The 22124-nt window shown below is 64.2% G+C and carries 19 protein-coding genes; 10 read left to right on the top strand and 9 right to left on the bottom strand.

Going from position 1 to position 22124, the window contains the following annotated elements; translation table 11 throughout:
* Positions 1–26: 26 nt before the first annotated feature.
* The 3 genes from ACSQ3S_RS02195 (at position 27) to ACSQ3S_RS02185 (ending at position 1454) form a co-directional block, all read left to right on the top strand.
* Positions 27–263, top strand: a complete 237-nt coding sequence (locus ACSQ3S_RS02195) for a DUF2783 domain-containing protein (protein WP_176653132.1) — start codon at positions 27–29, stop codon at positions 261–263.
* A gap of 224 nt (positions 264–487) precedes the next feature.
* The gene (locus ACSQ3S_RS02190) at positions 488–913 is read left to right on the top strand and encodes an organic hydroperoxide resistance protein (protein WP_176653133.1); all 426 of its coding nucleotides are present in this window, start codon (positions 488–490) and stop codon (positions 911–913) included.
* Between the two features lie 88 nt (positions 914–1001).
* Complete coding sequence (locus ACSQ3S_RS02185; protein ID WP_436141464.1) at positions 1002–1454, top strand: GNAT family N-acetyltransferase; 453 nt, start codon at positions 1002–1004, stop codon at positions 1452–1454.
* Here ACSQ3S_RS02185 and ACSQ3S_RS02180 read toward each other — a convergent pair.
* Together ACSQ3S_RS02180 and ACSQ3S_RS02175 are read right to left on the bottom strand one after the other, a co-directional pair.
* A complete protein-coding gene (locus tag ACSQ3S_RS02180; RefSeq protein ID WP_436141463.1) occupies positions 1451–2686 on the bottom strand; it encodes a sensor histidine kinase in 1236 nt (411 codons plus the stop codon). The genes ACSQ3S_RS02185 and ACSQ3S_RS02180 overlap by 4 nt on opposite strands.
* Positions 2676–4019 (bottom strand): sigma-54-dependent transcriptional regulator, encoded by a 1344-nt coding sequence (locus ACSQ3S_RS02175; RefSeq protein ID WP_353401917.1) that lies wholly within the window; start codon positions 4017–4019, stop codon positions 2676–2678. Before ACSQ3S_RS02175 ends, ACSQ3S_RS02180 begins: the two co-directional genes overlap by 11 nt.
* A gap of 181 nt (positions 4020–4200) precedes the next feature.
* Between ACSQ3S_RS02175 and ACSQ3S_RS02170 the strand changes: the two genes are divergently transcribed.
* From ACSQ3S_RS02170 to ACSQ3S_RS02155, 4 genes are read left to right on the top strand one after another with little or no spacing between them, the layout of a single operon-like run.
* Entirely contained in the window at positions 4201–5505 is a 1305-nt protein-coding gene (locus tag ACSQ3S_RS02170) for an efflux RND transporter periplasmic adaptor subunit (protein ID WP_436141462.1), read from the top strand.
* Between the two features lie 32 nt (positions 5506–5537).
* Entirely contained in the window at positions 5538–6218 is a 681-nt protein-coding gene (locus ACSQ3S_RS02165; protein ID WP_176653137.1) for an ABC transporter ATP-binding protein, read from the top strand.
* A gap of 17 nt (positions 6219–6235) precedes the next feature.
* The gene (locus ACSQ3S_RS02160) at positions 6236–8626 is read left to right on the top strand and encodes an ABC transporter permease (RefSeq protein WP_176653138.1); all 2391 of its coding nucleotides are present in this window, start codon (positions 6236–6238) and stop codon (positions 8624–8626) included.
* A gap of 14 nt (positions 8627–8640) precedes the next feature.
* The gene (locus tag ACSQ3S_RS02155) at positions 8641–11055 is read left to right on the top strand and encodes an FtsX-like permease family protein (protein ID WP_436141461.1); all 2415 of its coding nucleotides are present in this window, start codon (positions 8641–8643) and stop codon (positions 11053–11055) included.
* Positions 11056–11107: 52 nt separating this feature from the next.
* Here the strand turns inward: ACSQ3S_RS02155 and ACSQ3S_RS02150 are convergent, their stop codons facing one another.
* On the bottom strand, positions 11108–11959 hold the full coding sequence (locus ACSQ3S_RS02150; RefSeq protein ID WP_176653140.1) for an FKBP-type peptidyl-prolyl cis-trans isomerase: 852 nt from the start codon (positions 11957–11959) through the stop codon (positions 11108–11110).
* Positions 11960–12098: 139 nt separating this feature from the next.
* The gene (locus ACSQ3S_RS02145; RefSeq protein WP_436141460.1) at positions 12099–13979 is read right to left on the bottom strand and encodes a potassium transporter Kup; all 1881 of its coding nucleotides are present in this window, start codon (positions 13977–13979) and stop codon (positions 12099–12101) included.
* A 223-nt stretch (positions 13980–14202) separates the two neighbouring features.
* Here ACSQ3S_RS02145 and rarD point away from each other — a divergent pair, with 223 nt between their 5' ends.
* Together rarD and ettA are read left to right on the top strand one after the other, a co-directional pair.
* Positions 14203–15078, top strand: coding sequence for an EamA family transporter RarD (rarD, locus tag ACSQ3S_RS02140; protein ID WP_436141459.1), 876 nt, complete (start codon positions 14203–14205; stop codon positions 15076–15078).
* 70 nt (positions 15079–15148) lie between these two features.
* Complete coding sequence (ettA, locus tag ACSQ3S_RS02135) at positions 15149–16816, top strand: energy-dependent translational throttle protein EttA (protein ID WP_436141458.1); 1668 nt, start codon at positions 15149–15151, stop codon at positions 16814–16816.
* A gap of 60 nt (positions 16817–16876) precedes the next feature.
* On the opposite strand, the gene ACSQ3S_RS02130 is transcribed toward ettA, so the two are convergent.
* The 4 genes from ACSQ3S_RS02130 to ACSQ3S_RS02115 all read right to left on the bottom strand — a co-directional run bounded on the left by ACSQ3S_RS02130 (position 16877) and on the right by ACSQ3S_RS02115 (position 20849).
* Positions 16877–17530, bottom strand: a complete 654-nt coding sequence (locus ACSQ3S_RS02130; RefSeq protein ID WP_176653144.1) for a hydrolase — start codon at positions 17528–17530, stop codon at positions 16877–16879.
* A gap of 201 nt (positions 17531–17731) precedes the next feature.
* Positions 17732–18322: an outer membrane beta-barrel protein gene (locus tag ACSQ3S_RS02125; protein WP_176653145.1), complete on the bottom strand. Its 591-nt coding sequence runs from the start codon at positions 18320–18322 to the stop codon at positions 17732–17734.
* A 175-nt stretch (positions 18323–18497) separates the two neighbouring features.
* On the bottom strand, positions 18498–20132 hold the full coding sequence (locus ACSQ3S_RS02120; protein WP_436141457.1) for a methyl-accepting chemotaxis protein: 1635 nt from the start codon (positions 20130–20132) through the stop codon (positions 18498–18500).
* A gap of 120 nt (positions 20133–20252) precedes the next feature.
* The gene (locus tag ACSQ3S_RS02115) at positions 20253–20849 is read right to left on the bottom strand and encodes an alpha-ketoglutarate-dependent dioxygenase AlkB family protein (RefSeq protein WP_436141456.1); all 597 of its coding nucleotides are present in this window, start codon (positions 20847–20849) and stop codon (positions 20253–20255) included.
* Between the two features lie 43 nt (positions 20850–20892).
* Here ACSQ3S_RS02115 and ACSQ3S_RS02110 point away from each other — a divergent pair, with 43 nt between their 5' ends.
* Positions 20893–21471 (top strand): molybdopterin-dependent oxidoreductase, encoded by a 579-nt coding sequence (locus ACSQ3S_RS02110; protein ID WP_436141455.1) that lies wholly within the window; start codon positions 20893–20895, stop codon positions 21469–21471.
* A gap of 98 nt (positions 21472–21569) precedes the next feature.
* Here ACSQ3S_RS02110 and ACSQ3S_RS02105 read toward each other — a convergent pair whose 3' ends face one another.
* Positions 21570–21932: a hypothetical protein gene (locus ACSQ3S_RS02105; RefSeq protein WP_176653148.1), complete on the bottom strand. Its 363-nt coding sequence runs from the start codon at positions 21930–21932 to the stop codon at positions 21570–21572.
* Between the last annotated feature and the right edge of the window lie 192 nt (positions 21933–22124).

The raw sequence follows: 22124 nt of genomic DNA, 5'->3' as shown, positions 1-22124 counted from the left end.
CTGTTGTTAACCAGATGGAGCAAAGTATGAATACCTCTTTAAACCTGCGTCAGAATCTCGGCGATTTTGAAGACTTCTATGACATGCTGGGCGATTCTCATGACGGTTTGGATCCGGACCAGAGCGCGATGCTCAACGCTCGGCTGGTACTGTTATTGTCGAATCATATCGGCGACATGGCGGTGCTGCGCGACGCCCTTGCGTTGGCGCGGGTCCAGATTGAAGCGCAGCTCAATCTGGCTGTTGTCGACAGACATCAGTAAACTCAATCCATCCATGTGTCTGTCCGACTCGTTTAAGGCAAGCGAAAATATTTTTAAAAATCGCTTGCTATTATGTAGTGCACGATCTATAGTGTGTACATGGGCGCTGCAAACAACGCCGAACGGAAGTAAATTAGCAAGCTAGCTATGTCGTCATGTAGGTAGCAAGCGATTAGATAGTTACCTAACTTTATGTAATCCCACTCACTGAAAAGGAAATCATCATGTCGATCCAACAAGTTCTGTACCGCGCAAACGCAAAAGCAACCGGTGGCCGCGAAGGCCGTGCCGTTTCCTCCGACAACGTGCTGGACGTCAAACTGACGACCCCGAAAGAACTGGGCGGCGCCGGCGCCGTGGGCACCAACCCTGAACAACTGTTTGCCGCCGGCTACTCGGCTTGCTTCCTGGGCGCGATGAAATTCGTCGGCGGCCGCGACAAGATCGCCGTACCGGCAGACGTATCGGTCGAAGGCACTGTCGGCATCGGCGCGATCCCTACCGGTTTCGGCATCGAAGTCGAACTGAAAATCTCGCTGCCAGGCCTGGACCGCGCAGAAGCCGAGAAACTGGTTGCCGCAGCCCACATCGTCTGCCCTTACTCGAACGCCACCCGCGGCAACATCGACGTGACCCTGACCATCGTTTAATCGAGTCAGCCTCCGGAAGCCGGGGCCCTTCAAAGGCGCCGGCTTTTTCACATACAATCATCGTTCCCGTTCCTAACCGAGATACGCAATGATTGAGTGGCAATGGCTGGCTTTTGACGACATCCCCCGCGCCGACTGGTATGAAGTACTGCTGCAGCGCCAGCAGGTGTTCATCCTCGAGCAAACCTGCCTATATCCCGACATCGACGGCTGCGATCCACAGTGTCATCACCTGATGGCGTGGCGCGAGATCGAGGGCAAGCGCACGCTGGTGGCTTACCTGCGTTGCGTGCCACCGGGGTTGAAATACGAAGAAATGTCGCTGGGCCGCGTACTGACCACGCAGGCCGCGCGCGGCAGCGGCATCGGCCGCGAGCTGCTGGCCAAGGCGATCCCGTTGGCCGAGGCGCTGCATCCGGGCCATGGCTTCCGCATCGGCGCGCAGGCTCACCTGGAAAAATTCTATGACAGCTTCGGCTTCAAGGCGGTGACCGAGCCGTATGACGAAGACGGCATCATGCACATCGACATGGTGCGCTAGAACGTCAGCATGAAGCGCGCGCCGCTGCTGATCGAGCGCGCGTAACGCACCGTGCCGCCGTTGGCGTGCACCAGATGGCGCACCATCGCCAGGCCGATGCCCCTGCCCTGCTTCTTGGTCGAGAAGAACGGCGTGAAGATGTGCGCGGCCAGCGCCTCCGGCACGCCGGGGCCGTTGTCGGAGACTTCGATGCGCAGGCGTCCACCCCGGCTCAATCTTGCGCGCACCTGGGCTTCCGGCGATTTGCCGGTGATCGCCTCCGCGGCGTTCTTCAGCAGATTGATCAACGCCTGTTCCAGCTGGCCGGGATCGATCATCACTTCCAGCGAGGCCGGCTCCACCGAGAACGTCACGCGTCCTCCGGCGGCCTGCCATTGCGGCATCAGCAGCATATTCAAGCGCTCGAACAATTCCTCCAGCAGCACGCGCTGCGGCTGCGCCTGCGGCACGGTCGACAGGCTGCGGTAGCTGCCGACAAAGTCGACCAGGCTGGCGGCGCGGCGCGAGATCGCGTCCAGCGCGGTACCCAGGTCGGCGTGAATGTCGGCGGGCAGGCCGGCGCCGGCTTCTTCCAGCAGGCCGCAGGCGGTGCGCGACAGCGAGGCGACAGGCGTCAGGGAATTCATGATTTCATGCGTCAGCACCTGCACCAGTTCGCGCCAGGCGTTGAGGGCTTCGGCTTCGAGTTCGCTTTCCACCGGCATCATCGCGGCAAGGCGCTGGGCCGAGCCTTGCATCGTCAATGCGGCGACGGCGACCAGTGCGCGCTCCACGCCGCGCTCGGTGTCGAAGCTGACCAGCTGACGTTGGCCGGCCGCTTGTGCCGCCAGCAGCAGCTGCATATCCTGCGGCGCACTGGCGCGGCCGGGGGCGAGCAGCCTGCGCGCGCTGGCGTTCAGCGGCGCGACGGCTCCCGGGCCGGAGGCGTTCTGGATGCGGAACAGCGCGATGGGCGCGTGTTCAAGGCGGGCTTCCAGATTGAGGATGGTGTCGGCTTCGGCGGAGCTGCGGACTTCGAAGGCGCTATCGCTCCGCTCCATGCGTGGCATGCGCGGAGCCAGGCGGCGCAGGCATTGCCAGAGCGTGGCCGCAGGGATGACCGCCAGCAGGCAGCACAATACGATGCGGCGCGGTTCGGGCGTGACGGCCAACGTATCGGCGGCGGCCGTCAACGCCATCAATGCGGCGACACTGGCGGCCGCGCCGAACTTGAGGGTGCGCTCAGATGCCATGCTTGCCAAGCTTGCGGTACAGCGCGGCGCGGCTGATGCCCAGCGTCTTGGCGGCGTGGCTGATGTTGCCGTTGAATTGCGCCAGCGTGGCCGCGATGGCGTCGCGCTCCAGTGCGTCGAGTGTCATGTCATTGGAGATGGCGTCCGGGGCCACAGGGATCGAGGCGGCGACGGGGGCAGCGGCGGCCATGCCGAAATCGGCCAAACCATATTCCGCGCCCTGCCCGAGGATGACGGCGCGTTCGCAGGCATGCCGCAGCGCGCGCACATTGCCCGGCCATTCATGTGCCACCAGTCCTTCCAGCGCAACCGCGTTGACATTGCGCGCCGGCCGCTGGTACTGTAGTTCGTACTGTTTCAGGTAATGCTCCAGCAGCAGCGGAATGTCCTCCCGCCGCGCGCGCAAGGGCGGCACACGGATCACGATGGTATTCAAGCGGAACAACAAGTCCGGCCGGAACACCGCAGGATCGAACAAGCGCGCCTCGTCCAGGTTGGTCGCGCTGACGATGCGCACATCGATCGCTTCCGGCTTGTCGGCGCCGATCGGCGTCACCTCGCGCCGCTCCAGCGCCGTCAGCAGCTTGGCCTGCGCAGCCAGCGGCATATTGCCGATTTCATCCAAAAACAGCGAACCGCCGCGCGCGGCCTGGAAACGCCCAGCCCTGTCGGCCTTGGCATCGGTGAACGAGCCTTTGCGATGCCCGAACAACTCGCTCTCGAACGTCGATTCCGGCAACGCGCCCATGTCGACCGCCAGCAAGGTGCCCGCCGAACGCCGCGACATCGCATGAATCGCGCGCGCCACCAATTCCTTGCCGACACCGTTTTCGCCCAACACCATCACGTTCGCCTCGGTTGGCGCCACGCTGGCGATCAAGGCCTTCAACTCGCGCATCGCGGTCGACTCGCCCATCAAATCCGGCGCCGATGCCGATGGCCCGCGCAATGCCGCCCGCCGCGCCAGCGCCTGGTCGATCGCCGCCACCAGCCGCGCATTGTCCCAGGGCTTGGTGATGAAGTCGCCGGCACCGCGCTTCAGCGCTTCCACCGCCAGCGGCACGTCGGCATAGGCGGTCATGGCGATCACCGAAGGCGGCTGCGACTGAGCGCGCAATACGTCCAGCAATGCCAGTCCTTCCGCGCCATCGATGAAGCCGGGCGTGAAGTTCAGGTCCAGCAGCACCACGTCCGGCACGCCCTGTGCCAGCAAGGCCGGCAAGCCGGCCGGATCGCACAAGGTCGCGACTTTGCCGTAACGCCGGCGCAGCAGCAATTGCGCGGCGGTGGCGACATCGGGGTCATCGTCAAGTATCAGGATGTAGGCGGACATGGGAAGTCATTCTATCAGCCGCCGGCCCGCTGTAAACGACGCATCCGCGCTCACGGCGCGGCGCTGTCCACTTCCGGACAGCGGCCGGTGTCCGGAAATGAACACCTCGCAGGCATAACGCGCCAAAACCGCATCGAATAGCGCGTTTCAGCCATGGCACGGGGTTTGCAGTATGGCCCGCATGCACACCAAAAAAAATATCAGCGGTCCGGTTCCCAACCTGCCATCCAGCGGCGCTGCGATGGATATCGTCGTACCGCGCCGGCGCGGCAAGACCGCCGCCATCGCAATCGCCGCAACGCTTGCCATCGCGGCCGGCGGCTATGCCTTGTGGTCGTTGATGCCGCGCGGTCTGCAGGTGGAAGGCGCAGAGCTGCGCCTGGGCCAGGCGGCACCGGGCATCTTCGTCGACGAAATCGTGGTGCGCGCCAGCGCCGAGCCGCTTAACTCGGTGATACTCGATTCGGTCGAGTCGGGCCGGGTCGAGGAAGTCTTCGCCACCGACGGCGCGCTGGTGAAGAAGGGCCAGCTGCTGTTCCGTATCTCTAACCCGCAACGCAACCTGGAACTGCTGGCGCGCCAGTCAGAGCACGCGATCAGCATCTTCAACCTGTCCAACCTGCGGGTGTCGCAGGAGGCCAGCGCCAGCGACCATCTGCGCCGCCACGAAGATTTGCAGTACGCGCTGGACCAGGCACGCAAGCAGCATGAGCGCAACAAGCGGCTGGCCGCGCAAGGCTTCATCTCCGCCGTCGCGCTGGAGGAATCGGCCGACAAGGTCGAACAGCAGCAACGCCTGCTGGCGCAAGAGGAGCGCGCCTCCGGCACCGAAGCCAACGTGCGCCGCAGCGCCGCGCAGCAGCTGGAAACCTCGATCGATGGCCTGAACAACGGCCTCAAGCTGGTCTCCGCCACCGTCGAGGCGCTGGCCGTGCGCGCGCCGGTCGAGGGACGGTTGACCAACTTCCGCCTGCAGGTCGGCGAGTCGATCGCCACCGGCAAAAACATCGGCCGTATCGACGATCCCACCCGCTTCAAGCTCTCGGCCAGCGTCGACGAGTACTACCTGAACCGCATGGCCGTCGGCCGCCACGGCAGCGTGCAGCAGGACCAGCGCAGCTACGCGGCCGACATCAGCGCCATCTACCCGCAAATCAAGGAAGGCCGTTTCATGGTCGAACTGGTGTTCACGGCCGGCCAGCCGCCGGTGCTGAACCCCGGCCAGAGCCTGGACGCGCGCATCACGCTGGGCGAGCCAGCCAAGGCGCTGCTGCTGCCGAACGGCGCCTTCATCAACGACAGCGGCGGCGCCTGGGTCTACGTGCTGGACGCGGGCGGCCGCATGGCGCAGCGCCGCCCGGTGCGCATCGGCCGCCGCAACAACAGCCAGATCGAAGTGCTGGAAGGCCTGGCCGCCGGCGACAGGGTGATCCTGTCCAGCTACGCCGCATACGGAAATTCACCCAGACTGCAAATTACGCAGTAAATTCTCATCACCACCATCAAAGGCAAACGCATATGCTCAAACTCGTCGGCATCAGCAAGATCCACCAGGCCGGAGAAATCCAGACCACCGCCCTGGACCGCATCGACCTCGAAATCGAGGCGGGCGAATACGTCGCCATCACCGGGCCTTCCGGTTGCGGCAAGTCGACCATGCTGGGCATACTGGGCCTGCTGGACGTGCCCAACCACGGCGAGTACTGGTTCGAGGGGCAGAACGTGGCCGGCTGGAGCGAATCGAAACTGAACCAGCTGCGGCGCGGCCGCATCGGCTTCATCTTCCAGAGCTTCAACCTGATCGAAGAGCTGACGGTGTTCGAGAACGTCGAACTGGCGCTGGAATACAACGGCACGCCGGCGCGCGAACGGCGCGAGCGCGTCACCGCGATGCTCAACAAGCTGGGTGTCGGCCACCGCGCGGCGCACCGGCCTTCGCAGCTGTCCGGCGGCCAGCAGCAGCGCGTCGCGATCGCACGCGCCCTGGTGGCCGGCCCCGCCGTGCTGCTGGCCGATGAACCGACCGGCAACCTCGATTCCGCCCACGGCGACGAAGTCATGCGCCTGCTGCGCGAAATCAACGCCGAAGGCACCACCGTGGTCATGGTCACGCACTCGCCGGACCATGCCGCGCAAGCGTCCCGCACATTGAATCTGCTCGACGGCCGCATCATGGTCGACGCCCTGCAAGCGGCTTAAGCGACAGGATCACCCACATGAACCTGCGCGATTTTCGCATCGGCTGGCGTCTGCTCGTGCAGCAGCCGGCTTATTCCCTCGTGGTTACCGGCGGCTTGGCCATCGGCTTTGCCGCCTGCTTCCTGCTGTTCGGCTTTGTCGAGTTCTGCCTGAACTACGACAACAGCGTGCCTGACAACGACCGCGTGGTCGTGGTCAAGCAGCGCATCAATGTTTTCCCGCGTCCGGAATGGCAAATGTGGGCGTTCATCCCCTTGCGAGACATCGCACTCTCCAGCGGCATGGCGACGGAGGCAAGCATCGCCAAACCGATCGATACGCCGCTGCGGTCCGGGAACGAGCTGCACAAGGTCGATCTGCTAGTGGTCGATCCGGCGTTTCGCGCGATGTTCGGCATCAGCGCACTGCAGGGCGATCTGCATGCCGCGCTGACCCAGCCGGACGGTCTGGCGCTGACGCGCACCGGCGCCCACAAACTGTTCGGCGCCGCCTCTGCGCTTGGCCAAACCGTCAAAATTGGCGATACCGCGTTGCAGGTGAGGGCCGTGCTGCCCGACGCGCCGGCCAATAGCACGCAGCAGTATGAAGCGCTGGTTGGCACCAGCAGCAGCGCATGGGACGAACGCGACACGGCCACCAGCAAATGGGGACGCGGCCCGATCTACATCAAACTGGCGCCCGGCGCATCGATATCCGCGCTGACGGCGTTGCTGCAGGCGGAGAGCGAGAAGTCGCCGCTTAACCAACGCGTGAAAACCGGCGGCTTGGGCAAGGGCCTGAATGGCCGCAATGTCGCCGATATCAGCTTGCTGCCGCTGCGCGACGCCTACTTCGACGAGGACCTGGCCAGCGGCCGCGAAGCCGAGCGCCACGGCCAGCGCAGCAGCGTGTACGGACTGGCGGCCGGCGGCTTGCTGATCCTGCTGCTGGCGGCGATCAACTACGTCAACCTGGCGACCGTGCGCACGCTGCGCCGCCAACGTGAAATCGGCATCCGCAAACTGCTGGGCGCCAGCGCTTCGCGGCTGGTGCGGCAGTTCCTCAGCGAAGCGGTGCTGACCGCGATGCTGGCCGCCATCGCGGGCCTGATGCTCGCGTGGCTGCTGCTGCCGGTGTTTTCCGATCTGGTCAATCGCCGGCTGGACGGCATGTTCACACCGCTGCGTTGCGCGATCGCGCTGTTGTTCAGCATTTTCATCGGCATCTGCGCGGGTGCTTACCCCGCCTGGCTGGCGCAGAACTCGCTGCCCGGCCCCGCGCTGGCAGGACGCGGCAATAGCGAAACGGTCGCAGGTCTGTGGGTGCGGCGCGTGCTGACCGTGTTGCAGTTTTCCAGCGCGATGGCACTCAGCGCGACAGCCCTGGCGGTCAGTTGGCAGACCTATTTCGCCAGCCACGCATCGCCTGGCTTCGATCCGTCCAATCTGATGGTGGTGGATTTGCCGGAAGGCCAAGTGGGCAAGCCGACAGTCGCCGCCTTCATCGAAGAGGCTCAGCGTCTGCCGCATGTGCAGGGGGTGTCGTCAATCTCCGAAGCGGTGGGACGCGACCGTATGAAATTGATTAACACGGTCACTACCAAGGAGGGCAATGAGATTCCGCTGGAAGGGAAGTACGTCAGCGCCAACTGGTTCGAAGTGAACCATCTGAAGCCACTCTACGGCCGGCTGTACGACGAAAAGCTGGACGTGGACTATGGCAAAGCCCCGCGCGCCGTGGTCAACGTCACCGCCGCGCAGGCGCTGGGCTATGCGCAACCGCAGGACGCCGTCGGCCAGACAGTCCCCGGCGGCATGCAGATCGTCGGCATCGCGCCCGAGGTGCGCTTTCAGGGATTGCGACAGCCACCGAAAGCCATCGTCTACTTCATACGTCCCGGCTTTGTGGCGACGATCCGCACCACCGACAGCCTGGGGGCGGCGTACAACAACATCGAACCTCTATGGCGTCGCCACTTCCCGAACGCCATCCTGGAAATGACAACCCAGGAAGCCGTGCTGGCGGAACGCTATGCCACCGACGCGCGCCTGATGCGTATCCTGATCACCACCAGCGTGATCGCGATCGCGCTGGCGGCCTTCGGCATCTACGTGCTGTCTGCCTACAGCGTGCAACGCAGCCGGCGCGAGATCGTCATGCGCAAGCTGCACGGCGCGGGCCGCATCGATATTGCGCTGATGATGGGCCGCGAATTCTCGACGCTGGTAGGGGCCGGCGCGCTGGTCGGCCTGCCGCTGGCGGCGGTGGCGATACAGCGCTACCTGGCCAGCTACACGGATCGCGCGCCTGTCGGCGGCTGGACGCTGGCGGCGGCGTTGCTGCTGGCCGCGCTGGTGGCGCTGCTGGCGACCACTCGCCACACGCTGACCGCCTTACGCATGTCGCCGGCCCTGGCGCTGCGCGAATAAAGAGGAGAACACCCATGGCACTACGAGATTTTCGCATCGGCTGGCGCCTGCTGCTGCGCCAGCCCTGGCACTCCACCGTGGAGATACTGGGGCTGGCGACCGGTTTCGCCGTCTGTTTCCTGCTGCTGGGATTCGTCCGCTACTCGTTCAGCTACGACAGCGATGTGCCGGAGCGCGAACGCGTCTTCGTCATCAAGCACCGGCTGAATTTCATCCCGCAGCCGCAGTGGATGGAGTACACGCCGTTCGCCCTGCGCGAAGTGGCGATGCGCAGCGGCCTGCAGCTGGAAACCAGCGCATGGTGGCCGCGCGAGGCGACACTCCAACTGCAAGGCCGTCCAACGCTGCTGCAAGTGACGGTCGTGGACCCGGCATTCCAGCGCATCGCCGGATTGCAAGCCCTGGCGGGCGATCTGCAGCAGGCGCTGACGCAACCCGATGGACTGGCCGTCACGCAGCGCGAGGCGTTACGCCTGTTCGGCAGCGCCCTGCCGCTGGGACGGAGCATCACCATCAATAGCCAGTTGCTGCAGGTACGCGCCGTACTGGCGGACCGGCCGGCCAACAGCACCATCCAGTTCGGCGCGCTGGTCGGCGTCGGCAGCGCGCTGTGGCCGGAGCAGGAACGCCGCGAGGCGCTGGCCAACTGGATGGGTATCGGCGGCCGCATTTACGTCAAAACCGGTGCAGGCGTCAGCGCACAGGCGCTGCAGGCCGTGCTGCAAGACGCCGTCGACCGCGCGCCATGGGACAACATGGCGACGCCGGAAATGAAGAAGGCACTGGGCGGGCGCAAGTTCGTCGATATCGGACTCGGTCCGCTGGCCGAGGCCTACTTCGACCGAACCGTGGCCAACACCATGGGCACCGGTCCGCGCGGCGACAAGCGCATGGTGCTGGCGCTCGGCGCGGTCGGGTTGCTGATCCTGTTCCTCGCCGTGGTCAACTACGTCAACCTGGCGACGGTGCGCACCTTGCAGCGCCGGCGCGAGATCGCCGTGCGCCGTGTGCTCGGCGCCACCACGCGCCAGCTGCTGGCGCAGTTCATGACCGAATCGACGCTGCTGTCGCTGTTCGCCGCTGCGCTGGGCGTGCTGCTGGCGTGGCTGCTGCTGCCGCTGGCGTCCGATATGCTGGAGCGGCGGCTGGACGGCATGTTCACGTCGCCGGCCATCGGTGCCTGCTTGCTGTTCGGCGTGGCGGTCGGCGCGGCGGCGGGCGCCTATCCCGGCTGGCTGGCGCGCGGCGTCGACATGAACGAGACGCTGGCCCACCGCAACGGCGAAACCACCGGCGGTGCGTGGATGCGGCGGGTGCTGACGGCCGTGCAGTTCGGCGCCGCCATGGGTATGGGCGGCATGGCGCTGGCGATCCTGTGGCAGACGCAGTTCGCCGCGTCGGCTCCGCCGGGCTTCGATACGGCGCCGCTGCTGGTGGTGGAACTGCCCGAAAGCGCCACCGCACCGGCGGCGGCGGCCTTTCGCGACGCGGTGACGCAGCTGCCCGGTGTCGAGGGCGTGGCGGACAGCCAGGAGGTGCCGGGACGCGATAACGGCACCGGCACGCGCGGCAGCGAGAACGCCAAGCGTCTCGACGGCAGCGAGGTGGCGCTGACGGTGCAGATGGTCGGGCCGGACTTCTTCCGCGTCTACGGCTTGCCGGCCGTTGCTGGCCGCATCTTCGATCCCTCGATGGACCGGCTGGTGGACAATGGCGAGCAGAACGTGCTGCTTAACATGGCGGCGCTGCGCGCGCTGGGGTGGCAGTCGGCGCAGCAGGCGCTGGGCCAGCGCATCAACGGCACGCGGCAGCGCATTGTCGGCATCGCGCCGGACCTGCGCTGGGAGACGCTGCGCGATCCGGTACGGCCGACCATCTACGACCTGGCGCGCGGCGGCCGGATGCTGACCGTGCGCATGCGCGCCGGCTCACCGGCCACGCTGGAACGGGACATCGCCGCCGCGTGGAGCCGCTACTATCCGGACCGCGAGCTGGTGATGCGCGGCGCCGCCAGCTACTACAAGCGTGCCTATGCGGACGACGTACGCCTGGCCCGCCTGCTGGCCTGCGCCACGACCGTGGTGTTCGCGCTGGCGGCATTCGGCATCTACGTGCTGGCCGCCCACAGCGTGCAGCGGCGCGCGCGGGAGATCGTGCTGCGCAAGCTGCACGGCGCCGGCCGCAGGGCGATCGCGGCGCTGGTCGGCCGCGAGTTCGTGCTGCTGACGGCGGTGGCGGCGGCGATGGGATTGCCGCTGGCCTGGCTGGGCATTGCCCGCTATCTGTCCGGGTTTGCCGAGCACACGCCGCTGGGCGATTGGGCGCCGGCGGTGGCGCTGGCGTTTGCGGCACTGATCGTGGCGGCGGCCACCGCCCGCCACACGCTGGCGGCGATGCGCATCGCGCCCGCAGAAGCGCTGCGCGACTAGCCGAAAAAAAAGGCAGCCACACAGGCTGCCTTTCCGTTTGCCGAACCGCGCCTTATTGCACGGACAGCAGTTCGATATCGAAGATCAGCGTCGAGTTGGCGGGGATGCCGCTCTGCGCGGTCGTGCCGTAACCCAGGCTAGGCGGAACGGTCAGCGTGCGCTTGCCGCCAACCAGCATGCCAGGCACGCCTTGCTCCCAACCGGCGATGACCTTGCCGGCGCCCAGCTGGAAGCTGAACGGCGTGCCGCCGACGGTGGTCTGCACCGCCGGACCGCGGAAGTCGGCACGGGTGCCGTCGTAGACGTACAGCGTGTAGTTGACGCTCAGTGTTTTGCCGTTGGCGGCGGCAGCGCCGCTACCAACCAGCGTGTCGACGATTTTCAGCGTGGTCGGCGGCGGCACGACGACCGGCAGTACTGCCTTGGTCACGTCGACCAGTTCAAAGTCGTACACCAGCGGCGAGTTAGCGGGAATCGCGGCGTAGGTGATATTGCCGATCGCAGGCAGCGCGGTGTGCGCGACGGCGCCGTAGGCCAGGTTGGCCGGCAGGATCGCGGTGCGTTTGCCGCCCACTTTCATGCCCAGGATGGATTGGTCCCAGCCGGTGACCACGGCGCCGACGCCGATGGTGAACGGGGCTGCGGTCTTGCCGGTATCGACCGAGCTTTCCACCTTGGCGCCCTTGCCGTCGGCCTTGGTCGAGTCGTACAGGTAGCCGACGAAGTTGATCACCACCAGGTCGCCGGTTTCCGCCGTCAGGCCGGTACCGACCACGGTTTCAGTCACTTTGTAGGTCGGCTGCGCCACCACCACGACGGCCGGGGTCTTCGAGCCGCCGCCGCCGCAGGCTGCCAGGACCGCTGCGCAGACGACGGCAGCAATAATTTGAAACATCGATTTCATGATTACCTTTGATGGAATGTTCGTATTCGTACGCTTGCGCCGCACGGATGCGGGCATGTCGGAGCAGAAGTTTAGCAGACCGCGCCGCTTCCGCTCCGGGCACTACATTCGGTTACATCTTTTAGCACCGTTTGTGTGCTTAAATTTCCACTTGCGTGCCTAATTCAATGACACGGTTGGTGGGAATCTGGTAGTAGTCCGCGGCCCCGCGCGCGTTGCGCGACATCGCCACGAACAGATGTTCGCGCCAGGTCGCCATGCCGGCGCCGGGGGTCGAGATCACCGTCTGGCGGGCGATGAAGAACGAGGTCTCCATCATTTCGAACGGCAGGCCGATGCACTCGCACAGCGCCAGCACCCGCGGGATGTCCGGTTCGTCCTTGAAGCCGTAGTAGACGTTGAGCTGGTAGCACTGGTGGCCCAGGTCCGTCACCTTGACCTGTTCGGCCTCGGCGACATAAGGCTCCTCGACCACGTGCACGGTGAAGAACACCACCCGCTCGTGCAGCACCTTGTTGTGCGACAGGTTGTGCAGCAGCGCGTGCGGCACGCCGTCGCTTTCGCCGCGCAGGAAGATGGCGGTGCCGTAGACCCGCGTCGGCGGCGCCACGAACAGCGACGACAGGAAGTCCTCCAGCGGAATGGCGTGCTTCTGCAGGTTCTGGAACACCAGCTCGCGGCCGCGCTTCCAGGTCAGCATGACCGTGAACAGCACGGAGCCGAGCAGCAGCGGGAACCAGCCGCCGTGCAGCAGCTTGAGCGTGCTGGCCGAGAACAGCAGGATGTCGATGATGATGAAGAAGCCGGTGGCGGCAAAGCACAGCCACAGCGGCAGGTTCCAGCGGTAGCGGATCACGAAGAAGGTCAGGAAGGTGGTCGCCAGCATGGTCGCCGTCACCGCGATGCCGTAGGCGCCGGCCAGCTTGTCCGACGAGCCGAAGCCGATCACCGCCAGCAGCACCACCACCAGCTGCAGCCAATTGACGGCCGGGATGTAGATCTGGCCGATTTCCCGTTCCGACGTGTGCACCACGCGCATGCGCGGCAGCAGGCCCAGCGCGATGGCCTGCTTGGTCATCGAGAAGGTGCCGGAAATGGTGGCCTGCGAGGCGATCACCGCCGCCAGCGTCGACAGCACCACCAGCGGATAGACGCTCCACGCGCCCAGCTGCTGGAAGAACGGGTTGGAAATCGCGTCGGGATGGGTCAGCAGCAGCCCGCCCTGGCCCAGGTAGTTCAGCGCCAGCGACGGAAACACGATCAGGAACCAGGCGGCGCGGATCGGCTTCTTGCCGAAGTGGCCCATGTCGGCATACAGCGCCTCGGCGCCGGTGAAGGCCAGCACGACCGCGCCCAGCGCGACGAAGGCGATCATGCGGTTCTCGAACATGAAGCGCAGCGCATGCAGCGGATTGAGCGCCCACAGGATCTGCGGCGCGGCGGCGATGTTGACCAGGCCCATGACCGACAGCGCGGCGAACCACACCACCATGACCGGGCCGAACCAGCGGCCGATGCCGGCCGTGCCATGGCGCTGCACCGCGTACAGCGTCACCAGCACGATCAGGGTCAGCGGCACGATGTACTGCTCCAGCCCCGGCGCGGCCACTTCCAGACCCTCGATCGCGCCCAGCACGGAAATCGCCGGCGTGATCACGCTGTCGCCGTAGAACATCGTCGCGCCGAACACGCCCAGCAGCATCAGCGGATAGTGCCAGCGCCCAGCCGTCTTGGCGACGGAATTGAGCGCCAGCGCCATCAGCGCCATGATGCCGCCCTCGCCGCGGTTGTCGGCGCGCAGCACCAGGCTGACGTACTTGAGCGAGACGATCATCGTCAGGCCCCAGAAAATGAGCGAAATAATGCCCAGCAGATTGAACTCGTTCAACGCCAGGCCGTGCTCGGGATCGAAGATGGTTTTGAGGGTGTAGAGGGGACTGGTACCGATGTCGCCGTAGACGATGCCCACGGCCGCCAGCGTCAGCGCGGCGAGGCTACTTTTCTTGTGTTGCACGGTCAAGATTGCACCTGTTGTTGTTTTGGTGCATTGCACAATAGGATAAGTATTTGCAAAAGGCAAGGATATTTTCGCATGGAATAGCATTCCAATATTTCAATATCGCCAGTGTACGCTGGTGCGGGCGGGAGTGCGAGTCTGGCAGCCGAACCTGCTCCCCCGCCTGCGGCCAGGCGGTATTTCAGCGATAATGGCAGACCTTGCCCCCTCCCCGCCGACGCCCCACATGAACACAGGTATCCTGTACGCCACATTCGCGTTCTTTTGCTGGGGCTTGTTCCCGTTGTATTTCCACGCCATCGGCGAGGTGCCGGCGATGGAAATCCTGGCGCACCGCATGCTGTGGTCGCTGCTGTTCCTGGGCCTGGTGCTGACCGTCCGCCAGCAATGGAAGTGGCTGCCGCGGGTGCTGCGGCAGCCGCGTGTGCTGGGCAGCTTTATCGCCAGCGCCGTGCTGCTGACGGCCAACTGGTTCGTCTACATCTGGTCGGTCAACAACGGTCACGTCATCGACGCCAGCCTCGGCTACTTCATCAATCCGCTGGTCAACGTGCTGCTGGGCTTGCTGGTGCTGAAGGAAAAGCTGCGCCGCGCCCAGTGGATCGCCATCGGCGTGGCCGCCTGCGGCGTGGCCTGGCTGACCTGGTCGGCCGGCCAGCTGCCGTGGATTGCCTTAATTTTAGGCATCACCTTCGGCGGCTACGGCCTGCTGCGCAAGACCGCCGCGCTGGCGGCGCTGGAAGGCCTGTCGCTGGAAACCATGATGCTGTTCCCGCTGGCGCTGGTGTATGTGCTGTGGCTGACCTTGCATGGCCAGAACACCTTTATCAACAGCCCCAACGACAGCACCCGCTGGCTGCTGGCGGCGGCCGGGCCGATCACCGCGATTCCGCTGGTGATGTTCGCGGCCGGCGCGCGCAAGATCCCGATGTCGGTGCTGGGCCTGCTGCAATACCTGTCGCCCAGCATGCAGGCGCTGCTGGGCGTATGGGTGTTCCATGAAACCTTCCCGCAGGCGCGGCTGATCGGCTTCGTCATCATCTGGAGCGCGCTGCTGCTGTACGTGGCAGAGGGGCTGTGGGTCAGCCGCCGCGCTAAATAGTGGGCGGATGGCGGGATTTATCGTATCCTGTCGTCCTTCCTTGCATTTATACCTATCACTGAGATTCTCAATGGCAAATTACGTCTACACCATGAACCGCGTGGGCAAAATCGTCCCGCCCAAGCGCCAGATCCTGAAAGATATTTCGCTGTCCTTCTTCCCGGGCGCAAAGATCGGCGTGCTGGGCCTGAACGGCTCCGGTAAGTCGACCTTGCTGAAAATTATGGCAGGCCTCGACACCGACATCCAGGGCGAAGCCGTGCCGATGCCGGGCCTGAACATCGGCTACCTGCCGCAGGAACCGCAGCTGGATCCGGAAAAAACCGTGCGCCAGGAAGTCGAGTCCGGCCTGGGCGAAGCGTTCGAGGCGCAAGCCAAGCTGGAAGCCGTGTACGCCGCCTACGCCGACGAAGACGCGGACTTCGACGCGCTGGCCACCGAACAGGCGCGGCTGGAAGCGATCATCTCGACCTCCGACGGCGGCAACCTGAACCTGCAACTGGAAATGGCCGCCGACGCACTGCGCCTGCCGCCTTGGGAAGCCAAGATCGGCGTGCTGTCCGGCGGCGAAAAGCGCCGCGTGGCGCTGTGCAAGCTGCTGCTGTCCAAGCCGGACATGCTGCTGCTCGACGAACCGACCAACCACCTGGACGCCGAGTCCGTCGAATGGCTCGAACAATTCCTGCTGCGCTTCCCGGGCACCGTGGTCGGCATCACCCACGATCGCTACTTCCTGGACAACGCCGCCGAATGGATTCTGGAACTGGACCGCGGCCACGGCATCCCATGGAAAGGCAACTACTCGTCGTGGCTGGACCAGAAGTCCAACCGCCTGAAGCAGGAAGAAGCCACCGAATCGGCGCGCCAGAAGGCGCTGCAGAAGGAATTGGAATGGTCGCGCCAGAATCCGAAGGCGCGCCAGGCCAAGTCCAAGGCACGCCTGGCCCGCTTCAACGAGCTGAGCGAATACGAATACCAGAAACGCAACGAGACCCAGGAGATCTTCATCCCTGTGGCCGAGCGCCTGGGCAATGAAGTGATCGAGTTCAAGAACGTCTCGAAAGCGTTTGGCGACCGCCTGCTGATCGACAATGTGTCGTTCACCATTCCGCCGGGCGCGATCGTCGGCATCATCGGCCCGAACGGCGCCGGTAAATCGACCTTGTTCAAGATGATCGCCGGCCTCGACAAGCCGGACAGCGGCGAAGTGGTGATCGGCCAGACCGCGCGCATCTCGCTGGTCGACCAGAGCCGCGACACGCTGGGCGATACGAAGACCGTGTTCGAGGACGTGTCCGGCGGCGCCGACATGCTCAGCGTCGGCCGCTTCGACATGCCGTCGCGCGCCTACCTGGGCCGCTTCAACTTCAAGGGTTCTGACCAGCAGAAGATCGTCGGCAACCTGTCCGGCGGCGAACGCGGCCGTCTGCACCTGGCCAAGACGCTGCTCAAGGGCGGCAACGTGCTGCTGCTGGATGAACCGTCGAACGATCTGGACGTGGAAACCCTGCGCGCGCTGGAAGACGCGCTGCTGGAATTCGCCGGCTCCGTGCTGGTGATTTCCCACGATCGCTGGTTCCTCGACCGTATCGCCACGCACATCCTGGCGTTCGAAGGCAACTCGCAGGTCACCTTCTTCGACGGCAACTATCAGGAATACGAAGCCGACAAGAAGAAACGACTGGGCGAGGAAGGCGCGAAGCCAAAACGCATCCGCTACAAACCGCTGACCGTCTAAATCTACGACGCGGGCAACGACAAACCCCGAAAGCCGGCGACGGCTTTCGGGGTTTTCGCATTAATGGCCTTCCGCCGCGCCGAACATGGTCTTGGCGTAGATCAGGCCGAGGCCGTAGCCGCCGCCATGGGCTATCGAGGTCGCCACGGTCTCGTTGTAGGTTTCGCCGCGCGCCCAGTCGCGCTGCAGTTCGAGCAGATACTGCAGCGAGGTCATCGGACGGGCGCCCAACTGCACCATGCGCTCGACAGCGCGCTCATGCGCTTCGTCGGACACGTCGCCGCTGGCGTCGGTGATCACGTAGACCTCGAAGCCCTGGTCCAGCGCCGACAACGCGGGGCCGACGATACATACCGAAGTCCACAGGCCGGCCAGCACGATCTTGCCCTTGCCGATGGCGTTGACGCGCTCGGCGATGCGTGGATCTTCCCAGGTGTTCATGGTGGTGCGGTCGATGGCCGCCTGGTCCGGGAACACGGATTTGATTTCGTCGAAGATCGGACCGGAGAACGATTTTTCCGCGACCGTGGTCAGGATCGTCGGCACGTTGAAGCCCTTGGCGGCCTTGGCGACCAACGCGACGTTGTTGCGCAGCTGTACCGGGTCGATGGACTTGGTGGCGAAGGACATCTGCGATTGGTGATCGATCATGATCAGCGTGTGGTTGCTTGGATCGAGCAGGGTGCTTCCTGGTTTAGCGATAGCGGTAGGCATGTGAATCTCCAGTCTATATTCAATAATTTCGATTTTCGGATCCGCGTTGTTTGCGGTGTTTTCTCTGCTGGAATGAAGTATCTTCCAACCTGACTCAAAAGAAAAACGGAAAATTTTGCGAATCATGTTCGAAATTTTCGATTATCAAATATGGGCGCAAAAAAGCCGCCTCGAAGGCGGCTTTCCCGACGCTGGAGCGGCTTAGAAGTTGTAGCGCAGTCCGGCGGTGATGGCACCGTTTTTGCGGCCCACATCGATGTCGTTCTTGCCGTAGTTTTCATACTCCAGCGAGACCTTGACGTTCTTGTTGATCGCGTATTCCGCGCCCACCGATGCGTACAGCGCGTTCTTGTTGCTGCCGCCGCTGACCGAGGCGACGCCCGAGGTGTCCACGCTGTTGTGGTTGCGCGCCACGCCCAGCTTGCCGAACAGGGCGACCTGCTCGTTCACCGGCCAGCTGCCCTTGCCCGCCAGATAGAAGGAGTGGGCATCGCTCTCGATGCGGCCGGCGGCGCCGGTGGCGTCGGTGTAGTTAAACGCCTTGCTGCCGAAGTCGGTATAACCGCCTTCAACCGCCCAGGTCTTGTCGATGTTGTAGCCGGCGAAGATTTTGCCGGTGGCCTTGTCGCCGCTACGGTCGCTGGACGTGGTCGTATTCGGCACGTCGAACTTGTAGTGGCTGCCCACGACGCCGGCGCCGATGTAGGCGGTGCCGGCATCATCGGCGGCGTATGCGGAAGTACCGCCCAAGGCGGCTGCGGAAGCAACTAATGCGAACAGAATTTTTTTCATGGTATTGGATCTTTCAGCAAAATGGTTGAAGCAGGACTTGCTTGGGATCGCAGTTCTTTGAATTGCGATGGAACCAAGATAGCACTCCAACCAACACCCGTCACCACCGAATTAGTAAGAAGTGTGACAGGATGTAAGCCGAACGATTGCAGGCAAAAAACCTTCCAAGCCAAACTTAAGAGAGGCTTAAGAGCTTGCCCGCATTTTGGCCAGCCGCCCTCCGGAGCGGTGCGGCCGGCGCCGTGTGCTGCCGGTCCAGGCGGAACACGCTGACCACCTCCGACAACTTGCGCGCCTGGTCCTGCATCGATTCTGACGCCGCAGCCGATTGCTCCACCAGCGCCGCGTTCTGCTGGGTCACCGCGTCCATTTGCATGATGGCCTGGTTGATCTGCTCGATGCCGTTGGTCTGCTCGCCGCTGGCGGCCTGGATGTCGGCCATGATGTCGGTCACGCGCTGGATGCTGGCGACGATGTCGCGCATCGTCACTCCGGCCTGGTCGACCTGGCGCGCGCCGGCGTCGACCTTGCTGACCGAGTCGTCGATCAGCTGCTTGATTTCCTTGGCCGCCGCTGCCGAGCGCTGCGCCAGGTTGCGCACCTCGGACGCCACCACCGCGAATCCACGGCCCTGCTCGCCCGCGCGCGCCGCCTCCACCGCGGCGTTCAGCGCCAAGATGTTGGTCTGGAAAGCGATGCCGTCGATGACGCCGATGATGTCGGCGATCTTGCCGGAGGATTCATTGATCGCGCCCATCGTACCGATCACTTCGTCGACCACGGCACCGCCCTTGCGCGCCACTTCGGAGGCGGAGCGCGCCAGCTCGTTGGCGACGCGCGCGTGGTCGGCGTTGGCCTTGACGGTCGAGGTCAGTTCCTCCATCGATGACGCGGTCTCCTCCAGCGCGCCGGCCTGCTGCTCGGTGCGCGCCGACAAATCCAGCGTGCCGCTGGCGATCTGCGTGGACGCGGTGGCGATGGTGTCGGTGCCGGCGCGAACCTGGCCGACTATGCCGCCCAGGCTGTCGCGCATGGACTTCATCGCATGCAGCACGCTGGCCTTGTCGTTGGGCCGGATGTCGACGCTGACCGTCAAATCGCCGCCCGCGATCTTGCCGGCCACGTCGGCCGCGTAGGCTGGCTCCCCGCCCAACTGCCGCGTCAGCGTGCGCGTGATCATCACGCCCAGCGCCAGGCCAATGCCGAGGCTGCCGACGACCAGGCCCACCATCAGCGCCAGGCTGGAATGGTACAGCGCGGTGGTGTCGGCAGCCTTGGCGCTGGCGCGCTCTTCCTTAACCTGGGTCATCGCCGTCAGCAGGTCGTCCAGCAGGTTGGCCTGGGTGCGCGCGGCCACCAGCATCTGGTTCAGCTCGTCGCTGCGCTGTGCCAGCGGTTCGCTGTCCGCGCGGTCCAGCGCGCGCCACAGCAGCTTTTCGTATTCCTGCGCCGGCGCCGCGTAGCTGGCCAGCAGCTGGCGGCCTTTTTCGCTGACAAACAACGGACGCGATTTGTCCAGGTAGTCCTGGATCGTCGCCAGGTATTTCTTGATATCGGCGCGGTGGGTGGCGCGTTCCTGCGCCGAGGTCGCCAGCAGGAAGCTGTTGCGTGAGCGGCCCGCGTAGATCAGGTTGATGTTGGCTTCCTTGATATACGAAACGCCCAGCAAGTCTTCCCTGTACATGCTGTCGGCCATGCTGTTGATGCGGCCCATGCTGACGATGCCGATACAGGCGACGATGGCGCCCAGCACCGCGATGGAGATGAAGCCTGTAATGAGTTTGGTACCGACTTTCATATTGCTAAACATGGTTGCCTCCCTGTTCGAGACAACAACGATAGCAGCCGCCAACCGGCGCTGCGCGAGGCCGCGGGCTTATTTTCGCTGGCACGGTACAAAGTGTCAGGCGGTTCCAACACTAGCAAACGCTTAGTAAATCCGGCGGAAGGTCAAATTGATGCGCGGACCGCGCGCGGCGCGTTCCTTGTTGATGCCGTGCAGCCAGTGCCGCTGCAGCGCGCCCGCCATCAGCAGCAGGCAGCCGTCGCCCAGCGCCAGCTTGACGGTCTTCGGCAGGCGCCGGTGTTTGAGGATGAAGGTGCGCGGATCGCCGAAACTGACCGACGCGACAGCCGGATCCGGCCCCAGCTCGCGCTCGTCGTCGGCATGGAAGCCCATGCTGTCGCGCTCGTTGCGATAGTAGTTCAGCAGCACGCTGTTGAACTGGCGACCGGTGGCCTTTTCCACCGCCTGCTTGATGTGCAGCTGCAGCGGCGTGAACGGCAGCGGGTGGAAGGTCTTGCCGGAGTAACGGTAGCTGGCCTCGCCATGCCAGGCCGACAGGCGCGGCTGCAGGTGCAGCTTGCCCCACACCTGGATTTCCTCGGCGCGCCAGTCGGTTTCGTCGAGCAGGCGCTGCATGACTTCGGCCGGCGCCAGGTCCAGCGCCAGCCGCTGCTGAAACCACAGTTCGCCGTCCTCGATGGGGATGGCGGTCAGGCTGGTGTCGTCGGCAAAAAGATCCATGCGCGGTATGATACCGGCACTACGTCATCGAGGAGTGAACCGCATGAAAAAACGCCAGTTCCTGGGCACCGCCGCGTTGGCCGGCATGGCCGCAGCAACAGCCTTGCCTGCGCGCGCCGCCGCCAAGAGCGCCGGCCCGGCGCTGCTCACCGTCACCGGCGCGATCGGCAAGCCCAACCGCGGCCGCTTCGACCCGGTGCTGGACCAGATGATGTTCAAGCAAAAGCTGACCTTCGACAAGGCGCATGGTTTCGATTTCGCCGCGCTGGCGGCACTGCCCAGCATCACCATCCATCCGACGCTGGAATACGACAGCAAGCCGCACACGCTGCGCGGCCCGCTGCTGCTGGACGTGATGAAGGCGGCCGGTGCGGTATTGAGCGACAACGGCAAGCTGGTGTTGCGCGCGGTGGATGGCTATGCCGCCACGATCACGGTGGCGCAGGCGCGCGCGCAGCGCTGGATCGTCGCCACCCATCTGGATGGCGCGCCGATGGCGCTGGGCGGACTCGGTCCGCTATGGGCGATCTACGATGCCGACAAGGTGCCCGAGATGGCGGTCAAACCGCTCGCTGAACGGTTCGGTTCCTGCCCTTGGGCGCTGTATCACATCGAAGTGTAGAAGTTGTCGCAAATGAGCGCAGCTAGGCGCAGCGGCGAAGGCAGTGCGCTAGCACGGCGAGGCGCTGCAACGACGCTGCGGTCTCTTTGCGACAACTTCTAGGCGTAGGCTTCGGCCAAGGTCATGACGCGCGGCGCGATGGTGATGCCGATGCCGCTGAACAGCGCGGTGATGGCGGCCATATTGGCTTCCATCTCCTCCGCCTTCCAGCCCTGGAACAGGTCGGTGCCGTCCTTCTGGAAGTGCAGGTCCAGCACCTTGCCGCGGTCTTTGTGGGTGTAACCACCGCTGTAGGTATTCTTGAAGCCCATGGCGGCGAGCGCGGCCAGGATTTCGGTCGGGGGATTGTCCGGATCGGTGGCCATGAACACGCCGAAGGTCTTGCCCGGCGGTTTGGCGGCGATATCTACGTCGTAAATCCCAGGCGCTTTCGTGACGGTCGTACTTTTCAGAAATAACATGTTCTTACCCCTATCCTTTTCGCGCGCCGGCTTGTTGCTAGATTCTCAAAAGAAAACATTCTAAGAAACAAGCTTATTGCTAATTGAGCTGTTTGTCGACTAATCCCGCCACTTATTTGTGAATTCGTACCAATAAAACTGCAACGCCTACCTGAAATATAGTTAGTAAGTAGTAATTTTCAAGAAGATAAC

This window comes from Duganella sp. LjRoot269 (assembly GCF_964254095.1).
Classification (GTDB): Bacteria; Pseudomonadota; Gammaproteobacteria; order Burkholderiales; family Burkholderiaceae_D; genus Rugamonas; species Rugamonas hordei.
This window is presented reverse-complemented; position numbering and strand designations above follow the sequence as displayed.

Excerpts from the sequence above, each read along its gene's own strand:
- ACSQ3S_RS02165 (WP_176653137.1), top strand. The coding sequence starts at position 5,538 with ATGCTCAAACTCGTCGGCATCAGCAAGATCCACCAGGCCGGAGAAATC.
- ACSQ3S_RS02125 (WP_176653145.1), bottom strand. The coding sequence starts at position 18,322 with ATGAAAAAAATTCTGTTCGCATTAGTTGCTTCCGCAGCCGCCTTGGGC.
- ACSQ3S_RS02190 (WP_176653133.1), top strand. The coding sequence starts at position 488 with ATGTCGATCCAACAAGTTCTGTACCGCGCAAACGCAAAAGCAACCGGT.
- ACSQ3S_RS02195 (WP_176653132.1), top strand. The coding sequence starts at position 27 with ATGAATACCTCTTTAAACCTGCGTCAGAATCTCGGCGATTTTGAAGAC.
- ACSQ3S_RS02115 (WP_436141456.1), bottom strand. The coding sequence starts at position 20,849 with ATGGATCTTTTTGCCGACGACACCAGCCTGACCGCCATCCCCATCGAG.
- ACSQ3S_RS02180 (WP_436141463.1), bottom strand. The coding sequence starts at position 2,686 with ATGGCATCTGAGCGCACCCTCAAGTTCGGCGCGGCCGCCAGTGTCGCC.
- ACSQ3S_RS02150 (WP_176653140.1), bottom strand. The coding sequence starts at position 11,959 with ATGAAATCGATGTTTCAAATTATTGCTGCCGTCGTCTGCGCAGCGGTC.
- ACSQ3S_RS02105 (WP_176653148.1), bottom strand. The coding sequence starts at position 21,932 with ATGTTATTTCTGAAAAGTACGACCGTCACGAAAGCGCCTGGGATTTAC.
- ACSQ3S_RS02110 (WP_436141455.1), top strand. The coding sequence starts at position 20,893 with ATGAAAAAACGCCAGTTCCTGGGCACCGCCGCGTTGGCCGGCATGGCC.
- ACSQ3S_RS02120 (WP_436141457.1), bottom strand. The coding sequence starts at position 20,132 with ATGTTTAGCAATATGAAAGTCGGTACCAAACTCATTACAGGCTTCATC.
- ACSQ3S_RS02170 (WP_436141462.1), top strand. The coding sequence starts at position 4,201 with ATGCACACCAAAAAAAATATCAGCGGTCCGGTTCCCAACCTGCCATCC.
- ACSQ3S_RS02160 (WP_176653138.1), top strand. The coding sequence starts at position 6,236 with ATGAACCTGCGCGATTTTCGCATCGGCTGGCGTCTGCTCGTGCAGCAG.
- ACSQ3S_RS02175 (WP_353401917.1), bottom strand. The coding sequence starts at position 4,019 with ATGTCCGCCTACATCCTGATACTTGACGATGACCCCGATGTCGCCACC.
- ACSQ3S_RS02130 (WP_176653144.1), bottom strand. The coding sequence starts at position 17,530 with ATGCCTACCGCTATCGCTAAACCAGGAAGCACCCTGCTCGATCCAAGC.
- ACSQ3S_RS02155 (WP_436141461.1), top strand. The coding sequence starts at position 8,641 with ATGGCACTACGAGATTTTCGCATCGGCTGGCGCCTGCTGCTGCGCCAG.
- ettA (WP_436141458.1), top strand. The coding sequence starts at position 15,149 with ATGGCAAATTACGTCTACACCATGAACCGCGTGGGCAAAATCGTCCCG.
- rarD (WP_436141459.1), top strand. The coding sequence starts at position 14,203 with ATGAACACAGGTATCCTGTACGCCACATTCGCGTTCTTTTGCTGGGGC.
- ACSQ3S_RS02185 (WP_436141464.1), top strand. The coding sequence starts at position 1,002 with ATGATTGAGTGGCAATGGCTGGCTTTTGACGACATCCCCCGCGCCGAC.